Origin of the sequence: Duganella sp. OV510 (genome assembly GCF_900100205.1) — a bacterium.
Classification (GTDB): domain Bacteria; phylum Pseudomonadota; class Gammaproteobacteria; order Burkholderiales; family Burkholderiaceae_D; genus Rugamonas.
Map to the genome: position 1 here is coordinate 283,131 of NZ_FNEQ01000006.1, position 25,335 is coordinate 308,465.

Annotated in this window: 22 protein-coding genes; 12 read left to right on the top strand and 10 right to left on the bottom strand. The window is 61.0% G+C overall.

Going from position 1 to position 25,335, the window contains the following annotated elements:
- Positions 1–33: 33 nt before the first annotated feature.
- The 6 genes from BLS51_RS30285 to BLS51_RS17750 all read left to right on the top strand — a co-directional run bounded on the left by BLS51_RS30285 (position 34) and on the right by BLS51_RS17750 (position 7,672).
- Entirely contained in the window at positions 34–789 is a 756-nt protein-coding gene (locus BLS51_RS30285) for a PEP-CTERM sorting domain-containing protein (protein WP_090185482.1), read from the top strand.
- A 127-nt stretch (positions 790–916) separates the two neighbouring features.
- Positions 917–2,182 carry a lipoprotein-releasing ABC transporter permease subunit gene (locus BLS51_RS17730; RefSeq protein WP_090185485.1) on the top strand — a complete coding sequence of 422 codons (1,266 nt, stop codon included), beginning with the start codon at positions 917–919 and terminating at the stop codon, positions 2,180–2,182.
- On the top strand, positions 2,175–2,879 hold the full coding sequence (gene lolD, locus BLS51_RS17735; protein ID WP_090185489.1) for a lipoprotein-releasing ABC transporter ATP-binding protein LolD: 705 nt from the start codon (positions 2,175–2,177) through the stop codon (positions 2,877–2,879). Before BLS51_RS17730 ends, lolD begins: the two co-directional genes overlap by 8 nt.
- 3 nt (positions 2,880–2,882) lie before the next feature.
- Positions 2,883–3,677, top strand: a complete 795-nt coding sequence (locus BLS51_RS17740; protein ID WP_090185494.1) for a TatD family hydrolase — start codon at positions 2,883–2,885, stop codon at positions 3,675–3,677.
- 103 nt (positions 3,678–3,780) lie between these two features.
- Positions 3,781–4,578 carry a CsgG/HfaB family protein gene (locus tag BLS51_RS17745; RefSeq protein WP_090185498.1) on the top strand — a complete coding sequence of 266 codons (798 nt, stop codon included), beginning with the start codon at positions 3,781–3,783 and terminating at the stop codon, positions 4,576–4,578.
- Between the two features lie 211 nt (positions 4,579–4,789).
- Positions 4,790–7,672, top strand: coding sequence for a TonB-dependent receptor (locus BLS51_RS17750; RefSeq protein ID WP_090185503.1), 2,883 nt, complete (start codon positions 4,790–4,792; stop codon positions 7,670–7,672).
- Between the two features lie 33 nt (positions 7,673–7,705).
- Here the strand turns inward: BLS51_RS17750 and BLS51_RS30290 are convergent, their stop codons facing one another.
- A complete protein-coding gene (locus BLS51_RS30290) occupies positions 7,706–7,861 on the bottom strand; it encodes a hypothetical protein (protein ID WP_229207640.1) in 156 nt (51 codons plus the stop codon).
- Between BLS51_RS30290 and BLS51_RS17755 the strand changes: the two genes are divergently transcribed.
- The 3 genes from BLS51_RS17755 (at position 7,809) to dcd (ending at position 11,753) form a co-directional block, all read left to right on the top strand.
- Positions 7,809–10,268, top strand: coding sequence for a DNA internalization-related competence protein ComEC/Rec2 (locus BLS51_RS17755; RefSeq protein ID WP_229207632.1), 2,460 nt, complete (start codon positions 7,809–7,811; stop codon positions 10,266–10,268). The two genes, BLS51_RS30290 and BLS51_RS17755, sit on opposite strands and share 53 nt — an antisense overlap.
- 75 nt (positions 10,269–10,343) lie before the next feature.
- Positions 10,344–11,165: an alpha/beta hydrolase gene (locus BLS51_RS17760; protein WP_090185508.1), complete on the top strand. Its 822-nt coding sequence runs from the start codon at positions 10,344–10,346 to the stop codon at positions 11,163–11,165.
- A 21-nt stretch (positions 11,166–11,186) separates the two neighbouring features.
- Positions 11,187–11,753, top strand: a complete 567-nt coding sequence (gene dcd, locus BLS51_RS17765; RefSeq protein ID WP_090185512.1) for a dCTP deaminase — start codon at positions 11,187–11,189, stop codon at positions 11,751–11,753.
- Positions 11,754–11,782: 29 nt separating this feature from the next.
- On the opposite strand, the gene BLS51_RS17770 is transcribed toward dcd, so the two are convergent.
- From BLS51_RS17770 to BLS51_RS17780, 3 genes are all read right to left on the bottom strand, one after another.
- A complete protein-coding gene (locus BLS51_RS17770) occupies positions 11,783–12,040 on the bottom strand; it encodes a hypothetical protein (protein WP_090185515.1) in 258 nt (85 codons plus the stop codon).
- Positions 12,041–12,114: 74 nt separating this feature from the next.
- A complete protein-coding gene (locus BLS51_RS17775) occupies positions 12,115–13,791 on the bottom strand; it encodes a HAMP domain-containing sensor histidine kinase (protein ID WP_090185517.1) in 1,677 nt (558 codons plus the stop codon).
- 3 nt (positions 13,792–13,794) lie between these two features.
- Positions 13,795–14,487, bottom strand: coding sequence for a response regulator transcription factor (locus BLS51_RS17780; protein WP_090185522.1), 693 nt, complete (start codon positions 14,485–14,487; stop codon positions 13,795–13,797).
- Between the two features lie 201 nt (positions 14,488–14,688).
- On the opposite strand from BLS51_RS17780, the gene BLS51_RS17785 reads away from it, so the two are divergent.
- From BLS51_RS17785 to BLS51_RS17795, 3 genes are all read left to right on the top strand, one after another.
- The gene (locus BLS51_RS17785; protein ID WP_090185525.1) at positions 14,689–15,273 is read left to right on the top strand and encodes a Spy/CpxP family protein refolding chaperone; all 585 of its coding nucleotides are present in this window, start codon (positions 14,689–14,691) and stop codon (positions 15,271–15,273) included.
- Positions 15,274–15,304: 31 nt separating this feature from the next.
- Complete coding sequence (locus BLS51_RS17790) at positions 15,305–15,988, top strand: hypothetical protein (RefSeq protein ID WP_090185528.1); 684 nt, start codon at positions 15,305–15,307, stop codon at positions 15,986–15,988.
- Between the two features lie 70 nt (positions 15,989–16,058).
- On the top strand, positions 16,059–16,973 hold the full coding sequence (locus BLS51_RS17795; RefSeq protein ID WP_090185532.1) for a dioxygenase family protein: 915 nt from the start codon (positions 16,059–16,061) through the stop codon (positions 16,971–16,973).
- Here BLS51_RS17795 and BLS51_RS17800 read toward each other — a convergent pair.
- From BLS51_RS17800 to BLS51_RS17825, 6 genes are all read right to left on the bottom strand, one after another.
- Positions 16,970–18,406 carry a DUF1501 domain-containing protein gene (locus BLS51_RS17800; protein WP_090185536.1) on the bottom strand — a complete coding sequence of 479 codons (1,437 nt, stop codon included), beginning with the start codon at positions 18,404–18,406 and terminating at the stop codon, positions 16,970–16,972. The two genes, BLS51_RS17795 and BLS51_RS17800, sit on opposite strands and share 4 nt — an antisense overlap.
- Positions 18,407–18,415: 9 nt before the next feature.
- The gene (locus BLS51_RS17805) at positions 18,416–20,221 is read right to left on the bottom strand and encodes a DUF1800 domain-containing protein (protein WP_090185539.1); all 1,806 of its coding nucleotides are present in this window, start codon (positions 20,219–20,221) and stop codon (positions 18,416–18,418) included.
- A 366-nt stretch (positions 20,222–20,587) separates the two neighbouring features.
- Positions 20,588–22,840 carry an arginine/lysine/ornithine decarboxylase gene (locus BLS51_RS17810; RefSeq protein ID WP_090185544.1) on the bottom strand — a complete coding sequence of 751 codons (2,253 nt, stop codon included), beginning with the start codon at positions 22,838–22,840 and terminating at the stop codon, positions 20,588–20,590.
- Between the two features lie 204 nt (positions 22,841–23,044).
- Positions 23,045–23,548 (bottom strand): dihydrofolate reductase, encoded by a 504-nt coding sequence (locus BLS51_RS17815; protein WP_090185548.1) that lies wholly within the window; start codon positions 23,546–23,548, stop codon positions 23,045–23,047.
- A 73-nt stretch (positions 23,549–23,621) separates the two neighbouring features.
- On the bottom strand, positions 23,622–24,317 hold the full coding sequence (locus BLS51_RS17820) for an alpha/beta fold hydrolase (RefSeq protein WP_090185551.1): 696 nt from the start codon (positions 24,315–24,317) through the stop codon (positions 23,622–23,624).
- Positions 24,314–25,285 (bottom strand): thymidylate synthase, encoded by a 972-nt coding sequence (locus BLS51_RS17825; RefSeq protein ID WP_090185554.1) that lies wholly within the window; start codon positions 25,283–25,285, stop codon positions 24,314–24,316. Before BLS51_RS17825 ends, BLS51_RS17820 begins: the two co-directional genes overlap by 4 nt.
- Between the last annotated feature and the right edge of the window lie 50 nt (positions 25,286–25,335).

A 25,335-nucleotide genomic window follows, 5' to 3' on the forward strand; every position in this document is an offset into this window, starting at 1 on the left:
TTCAATAAATTTATATAACAGAGAAAATACATCATGAAAATCAAATTCGCACTGAAAGCCGCCGCCCTTGCAGCGACCCTGGTCTTCTCCGGCGCCAGCCAGGCTGCCGCCGGCATCAACTACAACCCGGTTGCGCTGGGCACTGTCTACGGCGGCGCCTGGCTGGACACAGCCTCGCATGGCGAGCAGGGCTTGTCTGTGTATGAGCTGACCGGCACCACGCTGGGCGACGCGATACTGGCGTTCTGCATCGAGCCGGCCACTGCGCAAGGTCCGTTCACCACCTACACCCAGGGCAGCAGCAGTTCGCTGTCGAACCTGTTCCCAGGCGCCCTGGGCAGCATGGACCGCGCGGCCCGCATCCACTCGCTGTTCGAGCAAAGCTACGCCGGCCTGTCGACTGGCTCGGCAACGGAAAATATCCAGAACCGGCTGGCCTTCCAGGTAGCGTTGTGGGACCTGGTGGCCGACGACGGCAACCTGGCCACGGGTAGCCAACACCTGAACAATAGTATTGCCTTCTACAGCACCGGCGATGATTTTGTCGAACTCGACTTGGGCGCGGCCAATACCATGCTGGAGAATAGCAAGACCGTGGTTACGACCAATAGCTACAAGTACACCACGTTCAGCGGCGTGTACGGTGGCGCCAATACCCCGTCGCAAATGCTGCTGAGCGTGTCAGCCGTGCCGGAAGCCGATACCTGGGCCATGATGATGGTGGGCCTGGGCCTGCTTGGCTTCATGGGCCGCCGCAAGGCTGGCAAGGGCGAAAAATTCGCTGCTTAATCGGCGCTTAAGTTCTGTTCCTAACTTAATCGCTCAACATGAACGCCGCGCCCGGTAGCTAAGCTGCCCGGCGCGGCTTTTTTGTGGCACACTGCGGGCTTGTTGAGTTTGATCCCTCCCGGAGCCCATGAGTATTATCAAGAATCTGCCGTTCGAGTGGCTGGTCGGCCTGCGCTATACGCGGGCTGGCAAGCGTAGCGGGCGTAATAGTTTTATCTCGTTTATCTCGCTGATTTCGATGGCCGGCATCGGCCTGGGCGTGGCGGCGCTGATCGTTGTGCTGTCGGTGATGAACGGCTTCCAGAAGGAAGTGACCGACCGCATGCTGTCGGTGCTGGCCCACGTCGAAATTTTCGACGGCCGTGGTTCGATGCCCAACTGGCAACAGGAGGCGCTGGAAGCGCGCAAGAATCCGGAAGTGATCGGTACCGCGCCGTTCGCTGAAACCCAGGGCATGCTGGTGCGTGACGACGTGCTGCGTCCGGCCATCATCCGTGGCGTATTGCCGGAGGAAGAACCGAAAGTCTCCGACGTTGCCAAGCAGACCAAGCGCGGCAGTTTCAACGCCTTGCAGCCGGGCGCCTACAACATCGTGCTGGGCATTGAGCTGGCGCGTGCGCTGCGCGTCAATCTCGGCGAGAAAGTCACGCTGGCGCTGGCACAAGGCCAGCCGACACCGGCCGGCGTGCTGCCGCGGCTGCGCTCCTTCACCGTGGTCGGCATCTTCGAAGCGGGCCACAATGAGTTCGATTCGGCATTGGCCTTCGTGCACCTCACCGATGCTGAAAAGCTGCTGCGCATCGAAGCGCCGGCCGGCCTGCGCCTGCGCCTGAAAGACATGCACCAGGCGCCGCGCGTCGCGCAGGAGTTGAAGAATTCGATGTCCGGCGACCTGTTCGTGCGCGACTGGTCCAAGCTGAACGCCAACTGGTTTGCCGCCGTGCAGACTGAAAAGCGCATGATGTTCATCATCCTGACCTTGATTATCGCGGTGGCCGCCTTCAATCTGGTGTCGACGCTGGTGATGACCGTGACCGACAAGCAGGCCGACATTGCCATCCTGCGCACGCTGGGCGCCTCGCCGCGTTCGATCATGAAGATTTTCATGATCCAGGGCGCGCTGGTCGGCATCCTTGGCACTGCGCTGGGTGTCGGCGGCGGCGTGCTGGTGGCCTTGAACATCGACGTCATCGTGCCGTTTATCGAACATTTATTGGGAGTGCAGTTCTTGTCGAAGGATATTTACTACATCAGCAGCGTGCCATCCGACCTGCGCTGGCCGGACGTGTTCAAGATCGGCGGCGTGGCGGTGGTGCTGGCGTTTGTCGCCACGCTGTATCCGAGCTGGTGGGCAGCCCGCGTGAAACCTGCGGAGGCGCTGCGCTATGAGTAACATCAATCACCAGGAACCAGTCGTCCTGTCTTGCCGCAATCTCGGCAAGACCTTCACCCAGGGTGCGTATTCTGTCAATGTGCTGTCCGGCATCGATATCGACGTGCGGCGCGGCGAGCGCGTGGCGATTGTCGGCGCTTCCGGCTCCGGCAAGTCGACCTTGTTGCACCTGCTGGGCGGCCTCGATACGCCAAGCAAGGGCAGCGTGACGCTGCAAGGGACCGATTTCGCCAGCATGAGCGAAACCGCGCGTGGCGAGGTACGTAATAAAGCGCTGGGCTTTGTCTACCAGTTCCACCATTTGCTGCCGGAATTCAGCGCGCTGGACAACGTGGCGATGCCGTTGATGATACGCCGCGTCAAGCGCGACGAAGCCACCTCGGCGGCGCAGCAGATCCTGCAGCGCGTCAACTTGGCCAAGCGCGTGTCGCACGTGCCGGGAGAACTGTCCGGCGGCGAGCGCCAGCGTGTGGCGCTGGCCCGCGCGCTGGTGACGCAGCCTGCCTGCGTGCTGGCCGACGAGCCGACCGGCAACCTGGACACCGCCACCGCGCAGCAGATCTTCGACCTGATGCTGGAGCTGTCGCGCACCCTGGGCACGGCCTTCGTCATCGTCACCCACGACATCGAACTGGCGCGCCGCTGCGACCGCGTGCTGCGCATGACCGACCAGGGATTGCAGCCGGACGAGGCGTAAGCCATGTGGATCGACACCCACTGCCACCTGGACGCCCACGAATTCGGCAACGAGTCGGTGGCGCAGGCCGCGCAGGCGCAAGGGCAGGGCGTCGGCATGATCGTCATTCCGGCGGTGGAGGTGGCCAACTTCTCCATCGTTGCGCAACTGGCGGCCAGCATCGGCAACGGTTGCTACGCCCTCGGTATTCACCCGATCTACGTGCCGCACGCCAGCGAGGATGATCTGCGCGTGCTGCGCGCGCAGGTGGAAGCCGCGATGGAAGACCCGCGCTTCGTGGCGCTGGGCGAGATCGGCCTGGACTTCTTCATTCCCATGCTGACCGAACCGGCGATGCGCGAAAAGCAGGTCTTCTTTTTCCGCGAGCAACTGAAGATCGCCCGCGAATTCGAACTGCCGGTGCTGATGCACGTGCGTCGCTCGCAGGACGTGATCCTCAAGCACGTGCGGCAGATCCCGCCGGCGGGCGGCATTGCCCATGCTTTCAATGGTAGCGCGCAGCAGGCGCAAACCTATATCGATCTCGGTTTCAAACTCGGTTTTGGCGGAGCGATGACTTTTACGCGCGCCTTGCAAATCCGCCGGCTGGCCGCCGAATTGCCGCTGGCGTCCATCGTGCTGGAAACGGACGCCCCGGACATCTCGCCGGCGTGGGTGCATCCCGGCCGCAACAGCCCGGACCAGATTCCGCGCATCGGCGCCGTGCTGGCGGAACTGCGCGGTTTGCCACTAGAGGAGGTGGCGGCTGCCACCAGCGCCAACGCCCGGCATGCCCTGCCAAGGATGGTAGTCGCGTAAATTGCTTTATGGAAATTTATTCGTTTTGTGAGAATTGGTGAGATTTAACAATTGCGCCGCAGTGCATAATTACGAATCTTTCCACACTGATAACGAAGAGCCGATGAAATCCTACCTTAGCCTCGCCGCCCTCCTGATTGTTCCCGTCGTTGGTTTTGCCGAACCAAGTGAAGTGTCCGAGCGTTCGATCGACGTGCCGAAGTGCACCACGCCGGCCGCCAAGGTGGTGTTCACCGAATTCAAGTGCAAGTCCGCCGATTGCTCGTCCGGCTCGGGCCAGCAGGACCCGCGCCAATACCGCTGGTGGGAGCGCCAGGGTAACGTCGCGCAGCCGACCTACACCGGCGTTGGCACCGGCATGACCGAAATGCTGGGCACCGCGCTGACCCAGACCGGCTGCTTCGACGTGCAGGAGCGCGCCGCGCTGGATGAGATCAACAAGGAACTGGCACTGGTCGGCAAGAAGGTCGAAGCCGAGGCGGCCGATTACATGATCACCGGCTCGATCACCTCGCTGGGCTTCGAGCAAAGCTCGACCGGCCTGGGCGGCATGAGCTTCCTCAAAGGCCCGCTGGGCCTGCTGGCCGGCTCGGTCGACTTCAAGAAGTCCAAGGTCCATATGAATATGGATATCCGCGTGGTCGACGTCAAGCGTGCCAAGATCATCGCCTCCAAGACCTTCCAGGCCAACAATGAGAAGAATGGCTTCGGCATCTCAGCGCTGGGCTGGGGCGGCGGTACCGGTCTGGGCGGCAGCCACGCCAGCATCAGCGGTTCGCCGCTGGAAGAGGTGGCGCGCGACCTGCTGGTGAAATCCACCTCGTTCCTGACCGAGACCATCGCCGCCAAAAACATCACCGAGCGCATCGCGGTGAAGGCTACCGACGTCAGCCCGAAATAAAGTAATCGGTTAACGTTGCAAATACGCCGCAGGGCTGTTACCGCAAGGTACAGCCCTGCGGCGTTTGTTTATGGGCGCTACAGCCAGGGCGATACTTAAAACAATATCGAACAGCGAATAAAATTGATTGGATTGCGTGTTGCGATCTCCATAAGATGATTTTCGAGCGGTACTAAAACTGCATCAAAAAAATTACACAAAGGGAGACAACATGCACCACCAATCCATCCGCATCGCGGCGGCTGCCGCACACCCATGCCATCTGAAACTGTCCGTCGTCGCGCTGCTGGGCGCCGGCCTGCTCAGCAGCGCTTCGGTGTGGGCGCAGGCCGCCACTGAAAACCCGGAGCCGCCAGAGACGACCGTGGTTGTCACCGGCGTCAAGGCGTCGCTGATCAAGAGCCTGGCGATCAAGCGCACCAGCGACCAGGTCGTGGAGTCCGTCGTCGCCGAAGACATCGGCAAGCTGCCCGATAACAATGTCGTCGAAGCGCTGCAGCGCGTGACGGGCATCCAGGTCACCAACCGCGCCGGTGGCGAAGTCGGCACCTTGTCCATTCGCGGTCTGCCCGACGTCCAGACCACCTGGAACGGCCGCAATATTTTCACAGCGTCCGGCACGCAGGTCGCGCTGCAGGATATTCCGTCGACGCTGGTGCGCCAGATTGACGTCTACAAAACGCGTGACGCCAGCCAGCTGGAAACCGGCATTGCAGGCCAGGTTGACGTGAAATCGCTGCGGCCATTCGATTTCAAGGGCCCGAAAGTGTCGCTGTCGGCGCGTGAAACCTATCTCGATCCAGCGAAAAAAGCCAACCCGCAGGTCAGCGGCATGTTCAGCAACCGCTGGGAAACTGGCATCGGTGAAGTTGGCGCCTTGGTCAATCTGTCGGCTACCCAGACCAAGTACCGCAATGAAAGCGTGACACCGGGCGCCATGGTGCCGTTCACCAGCCCGAATGCGGCCGAAGTCCCGCCAGGTTACACGCCTTTGCAGCGCATTACCGACACCAGTATCTGGACGCCGGGTACGCATACCGGCTTGCCGACGGCAGCGGGTTCAACGCTGGATTTCAACGGCAAAGCTTATCCGTATTACCTGTCGCGTGATGCTGTTTTCCAGAGCGACGTACAAGGCAAGCGCGAGCGTCCTGCCGCCAATCTCGCCTTGCAATGGAAACCGAATAGTGATTCGGTCTACACCTTCGAATCGATGTACAACGGTTATCGTGACAAGTCCTTCAACCAGTTGCTGTTCAGCTTTGTTGACTGGTGGGGCGATCTCGGCAGCAACCCGGCAAGCACGATTACGACGTTCCCTGGAACGAACATCATCAAGAGCCGTACCGTCAATAACGTCTACGGCTTCAACAGCGGTGACTACACCACCTCGGCAACCGATTCCCGCATTTATGCGCTGAACGGCAAGTGGAATATTGGCGACCGCCTGAAGCTGGACGGTGATCTGTCGTACCAGAGCAGCACCTATCACACGGAATTCACCGCCACCCGGATTGATCGCGTTGCACCTTCCATCAACGTCGACTTCAATGCCGGCGGCGGCAATACGGCGTTCGGTTTTAATAACAATAATGCCGACCTGACCGATCCGACCAAGTGGAATGTTGCGCAGTTCTACGATAACGCCAACCGCAACAAGGGCAGCGCGGCGACCGCCAATCTGACGGGCGTCTACGACGCCGACTGGGGACCGCTGGAGACGCTGCACTTCGGCGTGCGCTTCGACGACCGCAAGGCGTCCGAGGCCAACCGGACGCAATCGGGCACCTTGAACCGCAACCTGGCCTCGCTGGGAACGGACTATTACTCCACCAACTCGAACTTCGGCACGGATATCTCGAACGTTCCGCGCGCCTGGCTGGAGCCGAATGCCTACTACATCCGCGACCATATCGACGACTGGCGCAAGCTGTACAACTCGGTCGATCCGAACTTCCTGACCACGGACAAGCTGAGCTTGCAGAAGACCTTCGAAGTTGAAGAGAAGACCAGCAACCTGTTCCTGATGGGGAATTCCCGACACGACGTGTTCGGCCATCGCCTGCGCGCCAATTTCGGCGTGCGTTACGTCAAGGTCGATACCGACATGACCTTCTACAAGGTGGACGCCACCACCAAGGCGGTCACGCCGTCCAGTGCCAGCAAGTCGACCAGCAAGTTCCTGCCTAGCATGACGCTGATTTACGATCCAGCCCCGGACGTGGTGGTGCGCGTGAACTATGGTGAAACCCTGCGCCGTCCGAACTTCGCTGACCTGAATCCGGTCTTGCAGCTCGGTGACGACGTGTCAAAGGTGGGTTATGGCTCGGGCAGCGGTGGTAATCCGGACCTGAAGCCGACGCGCTCCAAGAATCTTGATCTGACAGCTGAGTGGTACTTCCAGAAGGACAGCGCACTCTACGGCACGGCGTTCAAGCGCAAGATCGACGGTCTGGTGGTAGGCTTGCGCCGCAAGGTGCACGTCGATCCGGCAAACGACCCGTTCCGCAACTCGACCTCGGGTGGCGACCATACGAACGGCTATGACTATGTCATCAACTCGCCGGTCAACGCCTCCGATGGCGAGATCAGTGGCGCCGAGCTGGGCTTGATCTACTTCCCGAAAGGGTTGCCGACTCTGCTGGACGGTCTGGGCTTCCAGGGCAGCTACACGCAACTGACCTCGTCGCAGAACGTGCCTGACGCCAACGATGCCGGCGAGATCGTTGCGCAGCTCAAGACACCGTTCTTCGGCGTGTCCAAGCGCTCGTACAACGCCACGCTGGCTTACGAAAAGGGACCGGTCAGCGCGCGCTTGTCGTATGTATGGCGCTCCGGCTTCCTGGCCAGCAACGAAGCTGCGCTGTTCGCCAATCCGATCGGTATCTGGCGTCATCCGGAAAAGAGTGTGGACATGCAAGTGTCGTACAAGATCAACGACAACATGTCGGTCGATATCAGCGGTGTCAACCTGACCAACGAAATGCAGCAGCAGTACTACCATTTCGGCAACGCGGGTAACGCCCAGCTGACCAATTTCGGTACGCTCCAGATCGGACGCTCGGTGTCGGTTGGCTTGCGCTGGAAGATGTAAGCTGAACTGAGGCAGATCAAACGGCGGCAAGCTTTACGGCTTGCCGCCGTTTTTATGTGCGTAGTATCGCAGCAGGGAGGGCGGTGCGATGCGGATGGCGTTGATAGGCTTTGCTGTTGGCGCGGCTGGCTTACAGATGTTGGCCAGCTTGCCCTCGCTATCCGCGCCAGGCATCGGCATGGCCGCCATTGCCGTCCTGCTGGCGCGGCTAGCCCCGCGCCGCTGGCCGCTGCGTGGCGGGGCCGGCCGATTTGGTCCCGCCGTACGCACGTTCGCCAGCCTGCTCACCGGCGCCGCCTTGGGCTTTCTGTGGGCCGCCTGGCTGGCGCATCGGGCGCTGGCGCCGCAACTGGCAGCGGTTGACGAAGGCCGTGATATCCAGATAGTCGGCACCATCGATAATCTGCCTTACCGTTTTGCGCAAGGTGTGCGCTTCAACTTCGCGGTGGAAAGCGCGGAGGCGACGGTGCCGCCGCGCATTGCACTCTCCTGGTATTCAGGCTATCGCGAACAGCTCAACGAAGTGCCGGACGTGCAGCCGGGCGAGCGCTGGCAGCTTACCGTGCGTTTGCAGCGGCCGCACGGCAATGCCAATCCATATTGCTTTGACTACGAGGCGTGGCTGCTGGAACAAAGCCTGCGTGCCACCGGCTATGTGCGCATGGCGCGGGACAACCGGCGGCTGGACGGCATGGTCTTCAGTGCTGGCAATCTGGTGGAGCGCAGCAGGGCAGTGCTGCGCGAGCGTATCCTGACCGCGCTGTCCGGCAAACCTTATGCCGGCGTGATTGTTGCCCTGGTTGTGGGTGATCAGCGCGGCATCGACCAGGCGGACTGGCAAGTCTTCAACCGCACCGGCATTGGCCATCTGATATCCATTTCAGGATTGCACATCACCATGGTGGCCGGTTTGTTTGCATTGCTGGCATTCAACCTATGGCGCTGGTCGTTCTTTACGCGCGCGCAGCTGCCTTTGCTTCTACCGGCGCAGAAGGTGGCCGCGTTGGTCGGCGCGGCGGTGGCCTTGCTGTATGTGCTGCTGGCCGGCTTCGGCGTGCCGGCGCAGCGTACCTTGTACATGTTGATGGTGGTGGCGGCCGCGCTGTGGCTGAACCGGCTGACCAGCATTTCGCATGTGCTATGCACGGCGCTGGGAGTGGTGGTGCTGATTGATCCGTGGGCGGTGTTGTGGCCCGGCTTCTGGCTGTCGTTCGGCGCTGTCGCGATCATCCTGTACGCGACAGCTGGACGCACTACAAAGCCGAGAAGACGTGCGCTGCCAAACGCTCCTGCCGCCGTGCTATCTGCGTCCACAGCCGGGACGCCAGCCGCCACAAGATTGGCGCCGCACGTGCCGCAGCCACTCACTTACCGCGAACGGCTGACGCAGACGTTACGCATCGGCGCACACACGCAATACGCCGTCACGCTTGGGCTGGTGCCGCTGACGATGCTGCTGTTCGGACAGGTATCGATCATCAGTCCGCTGGCGAATGCCGTCGCGATTCCACTGATTAGCCTGGTCGTCACGCCACTCGCGCTGGTCGGCAGCATGCTGCCGCAAATCCTGGCTGTGCCGGTGCTGAGCCTCGCACACTGGCTGGTAACGCTGCTGGCCGACTGCCTGCAATGGTTCAGCGCGTTGCGTTATGCCGTCTGGAGCGCTCCGGTGCCGCCGTTCTGGCTATTCTGCTGGGCGATGCTGGGCACAGTCTGGCTGCTGGCGCCGCGCGGCTGGCCGGCCCGCTGGCTCGGCCTGGCAACGTGGATACCGCTGCTGGCCGCCGAACCCACCTATCCGGCGCCAGGTCACATGACCGTCACCGCATTTGATGTGGGGCAGGGCATGGCGCTGCTGATCGAAACCAGCCATCACCGCCTGCTATACGACACCGGCCCGGCCTACAGCCCGGAATCCAACGCCGGCAACCGCATCATCCTGCCGTACCTGCGGGCGCGCGGCATCGGCACGCTGGATGGCCTCATCGTCTCGCACAGCGACGCCGACCATTCAGGCGGTGCGCTGACGGTGCTGGATGGCATGCGCACCGGCTGGGTACTATCTTCGCTGTCGCCGCAGCATGCGATTGCGCGAGCAGCGCGCCAGCACGTGCAATGCGCAGCCGGTCAAAGCTGGAACTGGGACGGCGTCCACTTCGAAATCCTGCACCCGCTGCCAGCAAGCTACGCCAACACCACGCTGAAGCCCAACGCGCGCGGCTGCACGCTGAAAATCACCGCAGCCGGCAAATCGATGCTACTGGCGGGCGACATCGAAGCGGAGCAGGAGGCGCAATTGCTGGCGCGCGCTGCAAGCCAGCTACGCGCCGAGGTACTGCTGGCGCCACACCACGGTAGTGGCACCAGTTCAACGCCCGGCTTCCTGCTGGCGGTTCAGCCGCAGGCTGCCATCTTTCAGGTCGGTCACCGCAACCGCTACCGCCATCCCAAGCAGGAAGTCTACGCGCGCTACGGCGCCATGCACATCCAGCGCTACCGCACCGACCAGCAAGGCGCGCTGACCATCGACTTTGGCGACACATTGACCATTAACAGCTACCGCGCCAGCAATCCGCGCTACTGGCACGGCCGCTAAATTAGAGCGTTTCCACCAGTCTCCAGCGTGCGCTCCTATTACAATGGGGAAAAAACAACCATACGGAGACCGCTTGTGAGCAAGCCCAAGCTGCATTTCGCCCACGCCAACAGCTACCCGGCGGGCGTCTACCGCCAGCTTTTCACCTTACTGGCCGATGATTTCGATATCCAAACCCTCGACATGCACGCGCACGATCTGCGCTACCCGGTCACCGACGGCTGGCCGCACCTGGTCGACGAATACATCAACGAACTGACTACCCGCTACAACGAACCGGTAATCCTGGTTGGCCACTCGCTGGGCGGCATGCTGAGCCTGATGGTGGCGCACCAGCGGCCCGACCTCGTGCGCTGCGTGGTGATGCTGGACGCCCCGGTGGTCGGCGGCTGGCGCGCCTTCGCCTGGCGCATTATCAAGCTGCTCGGCCGCGCCTACACCGTGCCGCCGGCCAAGTTCTCCATCCGTCGCCGCAATGTCTGGCCGAGCGTCGAAGCGGCCTACCAGCACTTCGCCGCCAAGGATATCTTTGCGGCCTGGGCGCCCGGCGTATTGGGCGATTACATGGACAGCGGCCTCAAACCGCATCCGGATGGCGTACAGCTGCGCTTCACGCGCGAAAACGAAACCGCCGTCTACGCCACCTTGCCGCACCATCTGCCGAAGTTGCTGCGCAACGGCTATCCGGTGCCGATCGGCTTCATTGGCGGCGATAATTCGTGGGAGACCAGCCAGTCCGGCCATCATTACACCAAAGCGCTGGTCGGCCAGCATTTCCGCATTATCCCGGGTGGGCATTTGTTCCCGATGGAGACGCCGGCGGCAGCGGCCGAGGCCACCAGGGAAATGATTGTGGCGCTGCTCTCGGGCTTTAGCGTAAAATCCCGGGCATTGTAAAAACTTTAGGATTGCCTTGCGATGACGATTAAAAGCGATAAATGGATACGCCGGATGGCGGAAGAACATGGGATGATCGAGCCATTCTTCCCGGACCAGGTACGCCAGGAAGACGGCCGCAAGGTGATTTCCTACGGTACCTCGTCATATGGCTACGATATCCGTTGCGCCGATGAATTCAAGGTCTTCACCAACATCAACAGCACCATCGTCGATCCAAAGAACTTCGACTCGAATTCCTTCGTCGACGTCAAAAGCGACGTCTGCATCATCCCGCCAAACTCGTTCGCGCTGGCGCGCACCATGGAGTACTTCCGCATTCCACGCAGCGTGCTGACGGTCTGCCTGGGCAAATCGACCTACGCCCGTTGCGGCATCATCGTCAACGTGACGCCGTTCGAGCCGGAGTGGGAAGGCTATGTGACGCTGGAGTTCTCCAACACCACGCCGCTGCCGGCAAAAATCTACGCCGGCGAAGGCTGCGCGCAGGTGCTGTTCTTCGAAAGCGACGAAGTCTGCGACGTCTCGTACAAGGACCGCAACGGCAAGTATCAGGGCCAGCATGGCGTGACACTGCCGAAGGCATAAAGACAAAAGCGGGCCGAGGCCCGCTTTTTTTACAGCTTGAGGTCTTCCGGACGGAGGGCCACGTAAGGCTGAATCGACAGCAGACCCGGATCGATATCCGCCAGGTCGGTGGCGTAGCCGCGTGCCTTGGCCTCGTTCGAGGCTTCCTCGGCGGCGTACAGCCCTTGCAGCATCAGCAGGAAGCGCTCGCCGGCGCCGGCGGTCTGCAGTTCCGCATCCACGTGCGCCAGCGCTTCATCCGGTTTTCCCTGCACGCGCAGTTGTGCGACCTTGAGCAAAGTTTCCATGACGATATTCCGAGTCTGTAAAACTGTACTATAGCAAATAATTTCCGTATGGAAATAGTTAATTTTCGCTCAATTTAGCGTTTAACTGGAAGTATCATTTCCACGCACAGGCCGCCGCCGGCGCGGTTGGTGGCCTTGATGCTGCCGCCATGCGCTTCGATGACGTGCTGGGCGATCGCCAGGCCCAGGCCGTGCCCTTCAGTGCTGGCGTTGCTGGAGCGGAAGAAGGGCTGGAAGATGGTTTCCAGGTCGGCCGGCGACACGCCCGGACCGTGATCCAGCACGCGGATGACCAGCTGGCTCGCTTCCGGCAGCGCACGTACCTGCAACTGCACCTCGCCACCTTCCGGACTGTGCTTGATGGCGTTGCGCACCACATTTTCGATGGCGCGGCCGAGCAGGTCCGGCTGGCCAATCACCTGCACGTCCGCTTCGCCTTCCTGCACCACGCTGCGCTGCTGGCTGGCCGCTTCGTAGCTGGCGTCGTCGGCGATCTGGTCGAGCAGGTCGGCCATGCTGATTTCTTCCTGCGACGCCTTGATGGCGCCGGCCTCCAGGCGGGCCAGCGTCAGCAGTTCGCCGACCAGCTTGTCCATCCGTACGCTCTCGCGTTCGATGCGCTCCATCGAGGCGCTCCATTTCTCCGGCTGCTGGTGCGCCAGGCCGATGGCGGCCTGCAAGCGCGCCAGTGGAGAACGCAATTCGTGCGAGACGTCGTGCAGCAGGCGGGTCTGGCCGTCGATCAGGCTGCGCAGGCGCGCCGTCATGATGTCGAAATCGCGGCCCAGGTCGTTAAGCTCGGTGCCGCTCTTGCCGCTGGCGCCTTCAAAGCGCGGCGCCAGGTCGCCATTGGCAGCGGCGTCAAAGGCCTCACGCAGGGCGCGGATCGGACGCGAGAAGTACCAGGCCAGCAGCACCGCGAACAGCAGGCTGGCGGCGGTGGCCGCAGCGATCGGCACCCATGGGCCGAGTGGCTGGAAGCGCGGCCCCCATGGACGGTCGCCGCCCATGTCGGGGCCGCCTTGCATGCCGGGGGCTGGCCCTAGGCCAGGGAAGTTACTGTCAGGACGGTCGCCGTTGTCGCGCGCCGCACCCTGGCCGCGACTGTCAGGATTGAAGGGGGCACCACCACGCGGGCCGGATTCCTGCGCGCCGTCGAGCGCGGGTAGGGCGCCGGGTGGCGCCGCGCCCGGACGACCGCCGCCGGGCGGACCGAAGTCCGGGCGGTTGCTGCGGTCTTCGCGTCCATCGCGTCCTTCCAGGACCGAGGCCGCCTTCATCGCCATCTGCGCACCACCGCCGAGGTTGGCCAGCAACTGGCGGTTATCTCCGTCCATGCCGCGCTGGCGTTCGCCGGAAGGCAGGAACAGCAGGTATTGCTTGCCGTCGTCGCCCAGCACCTGGCGCACGCCACGGCGCTTGCCATCTTCCTTGAGGCGGATGCGCGATTCCTGCAGCGTCTTGACGTTGACGATGCGGCCCAGCAGTTCATGCTCCTGCTCGTCCACCGCGTAGACGCGGTGCCGGTCCATATTCTCCAGCATCCGTTTCAGCGCCTTGACGCCGCCGTATTCCAGCGTGGCGGCAGCGGCGTTGATGGCCATTTCGGCCGGCGGGCTGGTGTCCAGATTGACCAGCACATTCGGCTGCTGGTTGCGGTTCTTCAGCCAGATGGCGCCGCCGATGCCGACAGTCGCGGCGAACTGCGCCAGGAAAATGGACAGGAAAAACTTCCAGAACAAACGGCCCAAGGCTTACTCCTTGATGAGCTGGTAGCCCAGGCGGTACACGGTTTGCAGGCAGGAGCGGCCATCGGCGATGGTGCCGAGTTTGTGGCGCAGCGAGCTCAGGTGAACGTCGATATTGCGGTCGAAGCGCGCCAGCGGGCGCCCCAGCCCTTGTTCCGACAGGGTGTTCTTGCTGACCGGGCGGCCGGCGTTACGCGCCAGCACTTCCAGCAAGTTGAATTCGGTGCTGGTCAGCTCCAGCTTGTCGCCGGCCCAGGTGGCGCGGCGCTGTTCCGGCCACATGGTCAGCTGGCCGACGGTGATGGCGGTCTGCTGGCCATTGTCGGCCGGCGCGCTTTGCGCCCGGCGCAGGATGGCGCGGATGCGCGCGGTCAGCTCGCGCGGCGTGCAGGGTTTGGCCACGTAGTCGTCGGCGCCCAGTTCCAGGCCGACGATGCGGTCGGTGTCATCGCCACGGCCGGTCAGCATCAGGATCGGCAGCTGACTGTTGGTGCGGATGCGGCGCAGCGTTTCCAGGCCGTTCATGCGCGGCATCATCACGTCGAGGATGGCGATCGAATACAGGCCGGTAAAGGCTTCGGCGGTGCCGGCTTCGCCGTCGTGCGCGGTTTTGACGTCAAAGCCTTCCTGTTCCAGGTATTCCTTGAACATGCCCACCAGTTCGATGTCGTCGTCTATCAGCAGTACTTTGCTCTTCATTGCAGTTTCTCTAGATACAGATCGCTCATCTTAACAGTTCAAACCTGCATGGCGCCGAGGTTTTACCCGCTTTTACAACGTCTTTCCGTAAGGGAATTGAATGTCAGATCATCATCTTTACGCTGATTTACGTTGCCCTTACGTCACTTAACACAGGCGGCCAACAGAATGATGGTTCACTACCAATCAAGGAATATGGGCATGAAAACAAGCAAACTGAATCTGCTGCTGGCAGCCGTCCTGGCGATGTCGCTGTTGACGGTGGGAGGCGCCGCCCGCGCCGATGAGATGAACGCAGAACAGCCGCCAATGGCGCAGGGCGAGCACGGTCCACGCGGCCCGCAGCAGGGCGGCCCTGGCCCTGGTCCGGGCAGCCCGGAAGGCGCGCAACGCGGCGGTCCGGATCATGGTCCTGGTTTTGGCCCAGGTTTCGCTCCCGGTTTTGGTCCTGGCCCTGGTTTTGGCGGCCGCCCGCCATTCTTCCGCGGCGTAGAACTGAGCGAAGCGCAGCAAGACAAGGTATTCACCATCCTGCACGCGGAAGCGCCTTATCTGCGCGAACAGTCGAAGGCTGCCGCCAAGGCGCGCGAAGCGTTGCGTGCGCTGGCCACTGCCGACAAGTACGACGACGCCAAAGCCGCCGCGCTGGCCAAGGAAGCTGCGACCGCCGAAGCCAACATCGCGCTGCAGCACGTGCGCACTCAACAGAAATTGCTGGCCGTGCTGACGCCGGAACAGCGCAAGCAGCAAGCGGAAGAAAAGCCGCGCCATCCGCAGCGCCCGTAATACCACCTTTAACCAAGAAGCGGAGAACCTTATGTCCATCAGTGCCCTGAGTTCCAGCAGCGCCGCCAGCGCGCTCAGTTTTCTAAGCCGTTTGAGCAGCGCCAACAGTGTGAGCAGCAATAACAGCGACACCAGCACGGAAGGCGTGCGTCCGCCACCGCCTCCGGATGGCGGCGGTTTCGCCGACGCGATTGCTGAAGCGCTGAAGTCGATCGGCATCACCGACACCAGCAGCGACACCTCGACTGCCTCGGCCAGCACCGACAGCAGCACCGATGCGACCACCGACGCAAACGATGTGGCGGCGGCGCTGGGCAGCTTCCTGCAAAGCCTGATGGGCGCGTTGCACGCGCAAAACAGCGGCGAAACCGAAGCGCCGCCACTGTACGGCGACCAGCAGGGCGGTCCTGGCGGTCCGGGCAAGCTGGAGTCTGATCTGCAAAGCCTGATCGCCGAGCTGAGCTCCGGGTCCACCGGCAGCACGGAAAGCGCCGACAGCAGCGATGCGGTCGACCAGCTGGAATCCGCCTTCGCGAATCTGCTGGACAAACTCGGCGCCACCACCACCAGCACCAGCAGCGCCGACGACGCCAGCAGCACGGAAAGCACTAGCAGCACAGACGCCGCTACCAAGCTGGCCGCGTTCCTGCAGGCCCTGTCGACCAAGGTTGGCGGCAACGGCACTAGCGGCAACCTGGTGAACACCACGGTCTGACGCTTACCAGCAGCAACCGCCACCACCCAAAGCGGGCGGTGGCGGCATTCTCACCCAAGCAGGAGTAGGTATGGATACCCATCACGACGAACATGAACACAGCCTGGCCGCTGATCTGGCCGCAATGCTCAATCTGAACAGCGACCGTCGCCAGACGCTGCGCTGGCTGTTGGCCGGCGCCTCGGCGTTGCCGGTACTCGGTTGCGGAGGCGGCTCCGGCAGCGACAGCACCACCACGTCGACCGGCACCACAACTACCACTACCGGCACCGGCACGACCACCACCGGCACCACGGGCACCACGACCACCGGAACCACCACCACGCCAACTGCCGGCTCGTGCTCGGTGATTCCGGAAGAAACCGGCGGCCCGTATCCAGCCGACGGCACCAACAGCAACACCAGCGGCGTGGTCAACGTGCTGACGCAATCGGGCGTGGTGCGCAGCGACATCCGCAGCAGCTTCGGCAGCGCCAGCGGCACGGCCGCCGGCATGCCGCTGACCATCAAGCTGCAGATCGTCAACGCCAACAACAACTGCGCAGCGCTGGCCAATGCTGCCGTCTATCTGTGGCATTGCGACCGCGACGGCAATTACTCGCTGTACTCGTCCGGTGTGACTAATCAGAATTACCTGCGCGGTGTGCAGGAAACCGATAGCAACGGCAACATCACCTTCACCACGATCTATCCGGGCTGCTACTCGGGCCGTGTGCCGCACGTGCACTTCGAGGTGTACCCATCGCTGGCCAAGGCGACCAGCGCCTCTAACCGCATCAAGACCTCGCAATTCGCCTTCCCGGATGCGACCAGCAATGCGGTGTACGCCACCACCGGCTACAGCGCCAGTGTGCGCAATATGGCATCGATCAGCCTTGCCAGCGACAACGTCTTCAGCGACGGCTACTCGCTGCAGATGGCCACCATCACCGGCAACACCACCGACGGCTTTGTCGCTACACTGACAGTGGCGGTATCGGTTTAAGCGTTCATGAAGCCCAGGTTCCGGGTGCTGAAATTGACGATATTGGGAAACACATCGGCAATCTGGGACGCAGACAGGCCAAACCAACTGGCGATCGTGGCGCCATACTGGTCCACCGAGATCGAGGGCAGGAGGGCACCAGAGCCGACATCCAGCTGGTGCCCCACACCGGACACGGGCATGGTGCCGTAAATGTCGTTTCCTTTGACCGCACCGCCCATGACGAAATGGTGCGAACCCCAGCCGTGATCTGTGCCATCGCCGTTGCTGGCGAAGGTGCGGCCAAAATCCGAAGCCGTGAACAAGGTCACTTGCTTGCGCATGTCAGTGCCTTGCAGCGAGGTCATCATGTCGTTGAAATAGGCCATGCCGTGCGCCAGTCTGGCCATCAAGTCAGCCTGCTTCGCGACTTGGCCGCTGTGAGTATCGAACCCACCCAGGGTGACGAAGAACACCTGGCGGCGCAGGCCGAGTGCATTTCGTCCGGCAATCAAACGCGCCACCATCTGCAATTGCTGCGCCAGGGGGTTGACGCCGGACTGCCCGGTGACTGGATTAACGTACGCGGACGGATTGGGCACGCCTCCGGCGCCGGCTGCTGGCAGCGCCGCAGCCAGTTGGGCTTGGGCGGCAATCGCACTCTTCACGACATTGGCATGTTCTTTCATCATCGGATCGGTGTAATCGCCAGCCGTGATCGCGGTCATCGGGTTGTTCAGTGACGAACTGTTATACAGCGGTACGGTCAGGCTGTTAATGACTGGCGGGGTGGCGCTACCGACCTGCATCTGGTTGAAACTGCGGCCACTCAGGAACAGTGCGCGGCCGGCGCTGGAGACCGACGCAAAAGTGGAGTTGCTGTTAGCCGCCGCCAGCATATCGATCATGCGCCCCCCCCAACCCACGCTGGCCGAGCTTTCGGTTTGCATCGATTGCCATACCGCCTGTTGGTCATTGTGCGAGAACAGTTTGGGCGGCAGCGCCACGGCGCGGGTTTTGTACTGACTCAGCGTGGTTGGCTGCACCAGGGTGCCTACGTTGGCTACGATGGCGGCACTGCCGCTGTCGAACAGTGACTTCAATGGTGCAAGATTAGGGTGCAGGGCGAAGCTGCGGCCTTGCGCATTGACCGGACTAATCGGCAATACGCCGCCACTAGCGCCAAGACCAGGCAAGGCGATCGAACCAGTGTTGCCGGTGTTGCGCAAACGCTGGTACTCGTTCCAGGAGGCGCTGTCGGTTGGAAGCACGGTGTTGAAGTGATCATTGCCGCCAGCCATGAACAGGCATACGACAGCCTTGTAGTCCGAGGCGTTTTCCGCCGCAGCGCTGCTCATGGCCGCGAGGTTGATGGCGAAAGGGCTGACACTGGTGCCGGCCAGCGCCGCCACAGTGCCCAGGAATTTACGACGGGAAGGAACTTGTTTGCTCATGATGTTTCCTTATTTCTGCACGATGTATTCGGTCGAGGCCATGATCAGGTAAGTGGCCAGCCATGTCCGACGCTGCTTGGCCAACAACACGTCGGCTGCGTTGGTGCTGGTGGCCGCAGGGATAGCGATGGTATTCAGACGCGAGATGATCAAATTATTCAGCGTAGAGCTCATGGAACCATGCATCAATAACAAGTTGAGGCGATCCAACAGTGCCTGCGGTTGAGCCGCCAAGGCGATTTCCTTGGTGTAGTCCGGCTGTACATCGAAGTTTTTCCCAGCGCCCAACCTGACCGTCAACTGCATGTAATTCAGGTAGCCGGTGACGGACGGCTCGGTGGTGATCTGCATTTCTGGCGCTACCATGCCGGCGCTTGACAGAGTCGAGTTCGGCGGCGTGTAGCTTGGCCGGTAGAAATTAAATACCGACGGCGAGCGGAGCGCGCTTTGCCCCAACTGCGAGGCAGGGTCGTCCTGAGGCCAGAAAGCATACCAACCGCTCACCGAAGTGGCGTTGAAGGCACGCAGGAAGTTCGCCAGGCGAAGCACCGGCTCACGAATACGCTTGGACTGGGTCATGTCCAATGCTTCGCTATCGCACAGGATGGCACGAATCACTGCTTTCATGTCGCCGCGTACGCCAGCGCCGTTGCTGTTGAAGGCTGCAGCCACGCGGCCCACATAGGCTGGTGATGGATTGCTGGTGACCAGGCGTTGAATCAGCAGGCGGCTGATGAAAGGCCCGACATTCGGGTGGTTGAACAAGGTGTCGAGAGCAACTTTGACATCGCTTGCGCCACTACCGCCGGCAGGTATGGTCTTGCCCAGGAAGCTTTTGGACGCGCTCGAGTGATAGGCAGCATAGTTTTGCATCGGCAACCATTCTTGTGCCGGATAGTCCTGACGCCAACCTCGCATCCGGTTAAGGTCCTGGTCGGGACCTGCCCAACCCCAGCCGGTGAATACCTTGGCCAAGCCCAGGATGTCATCGTGCGTGTAGGTTTCCACCGGTTTGCCATCCACCAGCTTTACCGTACCGTCCTGATTGAGCATGTACGGGCCGATGGTCATCAGCTGCATAATTTCTCGGGCGAAGTTTTCGTCCGGCATGCGCACACCATCTTCCTTCATATTGCCCAGGTGAGTCAGGTAGATGCCCATCATCGGATGAAGCGCGATCCCTTGCAGCAGATCGCGGAAGTTGCCAAACGCATGCTTGCCTAACGTGTCATAGTAGGAAGCGACACCGTATGGATGAAAATAAAAGCTGTCGTCGGCCGTGGAAATCACGAAAATTTCCGACAGTGCGAAAGCTACCCGCTGGCGCAACTGATCTTTGGTGGTCACTGCAATCTTCCAGAATGCGCTCTGAAAATCTTCACTATTTGGCGTTTTGCCGGCTGGCAGCGAAGCAGCATATTGTTGCATGTACTCAAGATGCGAGGTTTGTGGCTGGCCGAAGCCCGCATTGAGGTAGGTTGCTGCACCGAAGTAAGCTACGTACTCCACATCTTTTTCATTTGGGCCGAACGATGCCATATGCAAAAAGTGCGAGGCGGCCTTGCGCGCATACGCTTCCTCTGCAACGGTGGCGCCGCGCCCGGTAACCGGGGTGACGGTCGCCAGGGTAGCAGCGGTGCCGCCTTGGATTACGCGGCTGCTCACACTGGAAATTGCAGAGCCAGCCGATTCTATGGTGCTCAGAAAAGTACCGCTGGCTGCGTTAGTTGGCGAGGCGCCTTCGTTGTTGCCGCCGCAAGCCGTCAGGCCAACAAAACTCATGGCCACAAGGCCGCGGATAAATTTGGAATGCATTGGTATTGCTCCTGAGAAATTCAATCGACAGGACCGATTCTAAAGATTTTTTTCCGTACGGATACAAAAGTTTCTTTACCGTGCAGATAATCTTAAGTTTCGGCAATAAAAATCGACGAAGTTGGCAGGAGAAGGGCGGAGAAGCGCGCAGGGTTTCAAGAAAGTAAATGAATATTAATTTCTGCCAACGTCGTCATTGAACAACGAATCGTTGGAGCATTTACGATTTTGCAGAATTTTATATTGAGATAATAGCTGATAACGTTTTGAAATCAGGCTTGCCGTAAATGATATTGTTGATAAAAAGCAGGGCGTAGCTGCCACGGAAAGAAAAAAGGGCAGCTTGGCTGCCCTTGATTTTGCTTATTATTGCTTGACGCAGTCCACGAAGTAACCGCGCTTGCCGTCCACTTCGCGCTTGACCAGGCCGTGCACGTCAGTCTCGAAGCCTGGGAAGCGTTCGTTGAAGTCGCGCGCGAAGCGCAGGTAGTCAACGATGGTCTTGTTGAAGCGCTCACCAGGAATCAGTAGCGGAATGCCTGGTGGGTAAGGCGTCAGCAGGATCGAGGTGATGCGGCCTTCCAGTTCATCGATCGCCACGCGCTCGATTTCACGGTGCGCCATCTTGGCGAAAGCGTCCGATGGCTTCATCGCCGGAATCATATTCGACAGGTACATCTCGGTGGTCAGGCGCGCCACGTCATAGGCTTTGTAGAAGTCGTGGATCTGCTGGCACAGGTCGCGCAGGCCGACTTTTTCGTAGGCCGGGTTGGCGGCCGCGAATTCCGGCAGGATGCGCCACATCGGCTGGTTCTTGTCGTAGTCGTCCTTGAACTGCTGCAGTGCGGTCAGCAGCGTGTTCCAGCGGCCTTTGGTAATGCCGATGGTGAACATGATGAAGAACGAGTACAGGCCACACTTCTCGATGATGACGCCGTGTTCGGCCAGGTACTTGGTGACGATCGACGCCGGGATGCCGGTTTCGTCGAACTTGCCGTCCAGCGACAGGCCAGGATTGACGATGGTGGCCTTGATCGGGTCCAGCATGTTGAAGCCCGGTGCCAGCTTGCCGAAGCCGTGCCAGTCGTCTTCCGCCTTGATGATCCAGTCTTCGCGCGAACCGATGCCTTCTTCGGCGAACTCGTTCGGGCCCCAGACCTTGAACCACCAGTCGGTGCCCCATTCCTGATCGATCTTCTTCATCGCGCGGCGGAAATCCAGCGCTTCGAGGATCGACTCTTCCACCAGCGCGGTGCCGCCTGGCGCTTCCATCATCGCCGCCGCGACGTCGCACGAGGCGATGATCGAGTACTGTGGCGAGGTCGAAGTGTGCATCAGGTAGGCTTCGTTGAAGGCGTCCTGATCCAGCTTGACCGATTCCGATTCGCGCACCAGCACCTGCGAGGCCTGCGACAGGCCGGCCAGCAGCTTGTGGGTCGACTGGGTCGAGAAGATCATCGACTCCTTGGCGCGCAGACGGTCCTTGCCGATCGCGTGCATATTCTTGTAGAAGTCGTGGAAGGTGGCGTGCGGCAGCCAGGCTTCGTCGAAGTGCAGCGTGTCGATCTGGCCATCCAGCAGCTCGCGCAGGGTTTCCACGTTGTAGACCACGCCGTCGTAGGTCGACTGGGTGATGGTCAGGATGCGCGGCTTCTTGTTGACGGCTTCGCGCGCGAACGGGTTGGCTTCGATCTTGCGCTTGATGCTCTCCATCGAGAACTCTTCCAGCGGGATCGGGCCGATGATGCCGAGGTGGTTACGGGTCGGCATCAGGAACACCGGGATCGCGCCGCACATGATGATCGAGTGCAGGATCGACTTGTGGCAGTTGCGGTCGACCACCACGATGTCGCCAGGCGCGACGGTCGAGTGCCACACCATTTTGTTCGAGGTCGAGGTGCCGTTGGTGACGAAGTAGCAGTGGTCGGCGTTGAAGATGCGCGCGGCGTTGCGCTCGGACTTGGCGACCGGGCCGGTGTGGTCCAGCAGCTGGCCGAGTTCTTCGACGGCGTTGCAGACGTCGGCGCGCAGCATGTTCTCACCGAAGAACTGGTGGAACATCTGGCCGATCGGCGACTTCAGGAAGGCCACGCCGCCCGAGTGGCCAGGGCAGTGCCACGAGTACGAACCGTCGTTGGCGTATTCGACCAGTGCGCGGAAGAACGGCGGCGCCAGGCCATCCAGATAGGACTTGGCTTCGCGGATGATATGGCGGGCGACGAATTCCGGCGTATCTTCAAACATGTGAATGAAGCCGTGCAGCTCGCGCAGGATGTCATTCGGAATGTGGCGCGAGGTGCGGGTTTCGCCGTACAGATAGATCGGGATATCGGCGTTCTTGTAGCGGATTTCCTCGACAAAGGCGCGCAGTGATTTCAGCGCGGTGTCGGTGTCTTCCACCGAGCCGGTGCCGAATTCCTCATCGTCGATCGACAGCACGAAGGCCGACGCGCGCGATTGCTGCTGGGCGAACTGGGCCAGGTCGCCGTAGCTGGTCACGCCCACCACTTCCATGCCTTCTTTTTCCATTGCATCGGCGAGGGCGCGAATGCCCAGGCCGGACGTGTTCTCGGAACGGAAATCCTCGTCAATGATGACGATGGGGAAACGAAATTTCATGCATGTCTCCAAAAAAGCAAGCCGCCCCTGACTTGTGTGGAGGGGCGGACTAGGGCGCGACCCCTCGGGTGAACGGGCCGCAAAAAAATAAGAACGGGATTCTCGCAGAAATAGCGCCCCTGCGGGAAAAAATTATCGTAACAGAATGCACGACCTGCATGACGCGCGTATTACAAGTCATGCCATTCAGCCAACGTTGCTTGATTACTGGGCTTTAAAACTTGAGGCGTTGCGCGCCAGGGTGACAAAAGCGTAGTGCAAACCGGAAGCTTCGGACACGTGCTGCTCGCGGGCGGTTTCCTGCCAAGCGCTGGCGTCGATCTCCGGGAAGAAAGCATCGCAATCGAAGGTATGGGCGATTTGCGTAATAATCAACTGATCGGCCAGTTGCAGCGATTGCTTGTAGATCTCGGCGCCACCGATGACGAAGCCCTCGGCGCCGTCCAGCAGTGCGATAGCAGCCTCGATAGAACCGACCGTCTCGACGCCGTCATGCGACCATTTATCGTTACGCGTAACGACAATATTGCGGCGATTCGGCAGTGGGCGGCCGATGGAATCAAAGGTTTTGCGGCCCATGATGATCGGATGTCCGCTGGTGGTACGTTTGAAATGCGCCAGATCCTCCGGCAGTTTCCATGGCAGCGTGTTATTGATGCCGATACCGCGCTGTGCGTCAGTAGCGACGATGATAGTAAGTTTGCTCATATCTTCCAATCCGGGGTCAGTTCTGCCAAACGTACACGGGCTCATGTACATTTGGCAGAACTGACCCCAGGTTTTAGTTGTAAAAGGTGCGCATGTGGTGGGCCAGGGCTTGCGGGGCTTCGAGTGGGATCATGTGGCCTGTGCCTTCGGTGAGCATGTGCAGCTGGGCCTCCGGGTTGTAGGTGGTGAATTCGCGGATGTCGTCTGCCGATACCAGCTTGTCTTGCTCGGACGCGACGATCAGCACCGGGCAACGCAGTTCGCCGGTGCGCAGCATCAGGTCCGGGCGCTCGATGGTGGTGCGGAACTGCGTCAGCAGCACGTCCTTGCCGAGATCGATGGCCATTTGCTGGATGACGCCGACGATGGCCGGATCGTCCATGTGCTCGGGCGCGAGAATTTCGCGCAGCCGCATTTGCGTCATGCCAGTGTAGTGGTTCTTTTCCAGCAGCGGGATGATGCGCAGGCGCGTGGCCTTTTCCTTCTCCTGCAATCCTTTGGCGGAACTGGCGATGATGACCAGCGAATTGACGCGCTCCGGATTGGTCAGCGCGTATTCCACCGCCAGGTAGGCGCCCAGCGAGAAGGCGACCAGGTTGGCTTTCGGCGCGCTGTGGGCGCCGATCAGTTCCTGCATCTGCGCGCGCGAGCGGGCCTTGTGCAGCGGCACGTGGTGGAACTCGAAGCCGTCGCCCAACAGCGGCAGCAACCGGCTCCACATGCGTTCATCGCACAGCGTGCCGGGAACAAAGTCCAGCCGCATCGTCATACCGCCATTGGTGCGGTGATCGGCGCGTGATGCTGATAGCCTTCCAGTGAGAAGTCGGATGGTTCGATTTTTTCCAGCCACTCCGGTTCATATTTGCCGGTTTGCGCGAATGAAGGCACGCGGTCGGCGATTAGCAGTTGCGGCAGCGGGAAGGGCTCGCGCTTCAGCTGTTCCTGCACCATGTCCATGTGGTTCTCGTAGATGTGCGCGTCGCCGATGAAGTAGGTGAACCAGCGCGGCGTGTAGCCGGTCAGGCGGCCCACCAGGTGCATCAGCGCGGCGCCTTCGGCCAGGTTGAACGGCGTGCCCAGGCCCAGGTCGTTCGAGCGCACGTAGAGGCACATCGACAGTTCCTTGGTGCCTGGATTCGGGATGAACTGGTACAGCAGGTGGCAGGCCGGCAGGGCGACAGCGTCGAGTACCGCTGGGTTCCAGCCGTGGAACAGGATGCGGCGGCTGCCTGGGTTGTTGACGATGGTGTCCAGGCACTCGCGCAATTGGTCGATGGCCTTATACAGCAGCACTTTCTGCACGCCGTCTTCTTCCAGTTGCGAGACGACGGTGTAGCCGTTCTTCCGGGCGTTGGCGATTTGCTCCGGCTGGTCGGCGTCCAGCAGCTTGTAGCCTGGCCATTGGCGCCATTGCACGCCGTACACCGGTCCCAGGTCGTCGGTGCCCAGGCGGTAGGGATTATCCAGCCATTGCTGGTTTTCGTTGGCGTTCTGGTCCCAGACCTTGCAGCCCAGGGCGCGGAAATCGGCGGCACTGCGCGAGGCACGCAGGAAGGCGCACAGTTCGCCTACGACGGATTTGAATGCCAGCTTCTTGGTCGTCACGGCGGGGAAACCCTTGGTCAGGTCGAAACGCATCATGGCGCCCGGCACGCTCAGCGTGCGGATGCCTGTGCGGTTGTCCTGCCAGCTGCCGGTGTCGATGACGGTCTGGATCAATTCCTGGTATTGCTGCATGCAGTTCTCCAACGTGGGTGTCGCTCAAAGACGGCTATTTTATCAGGCCG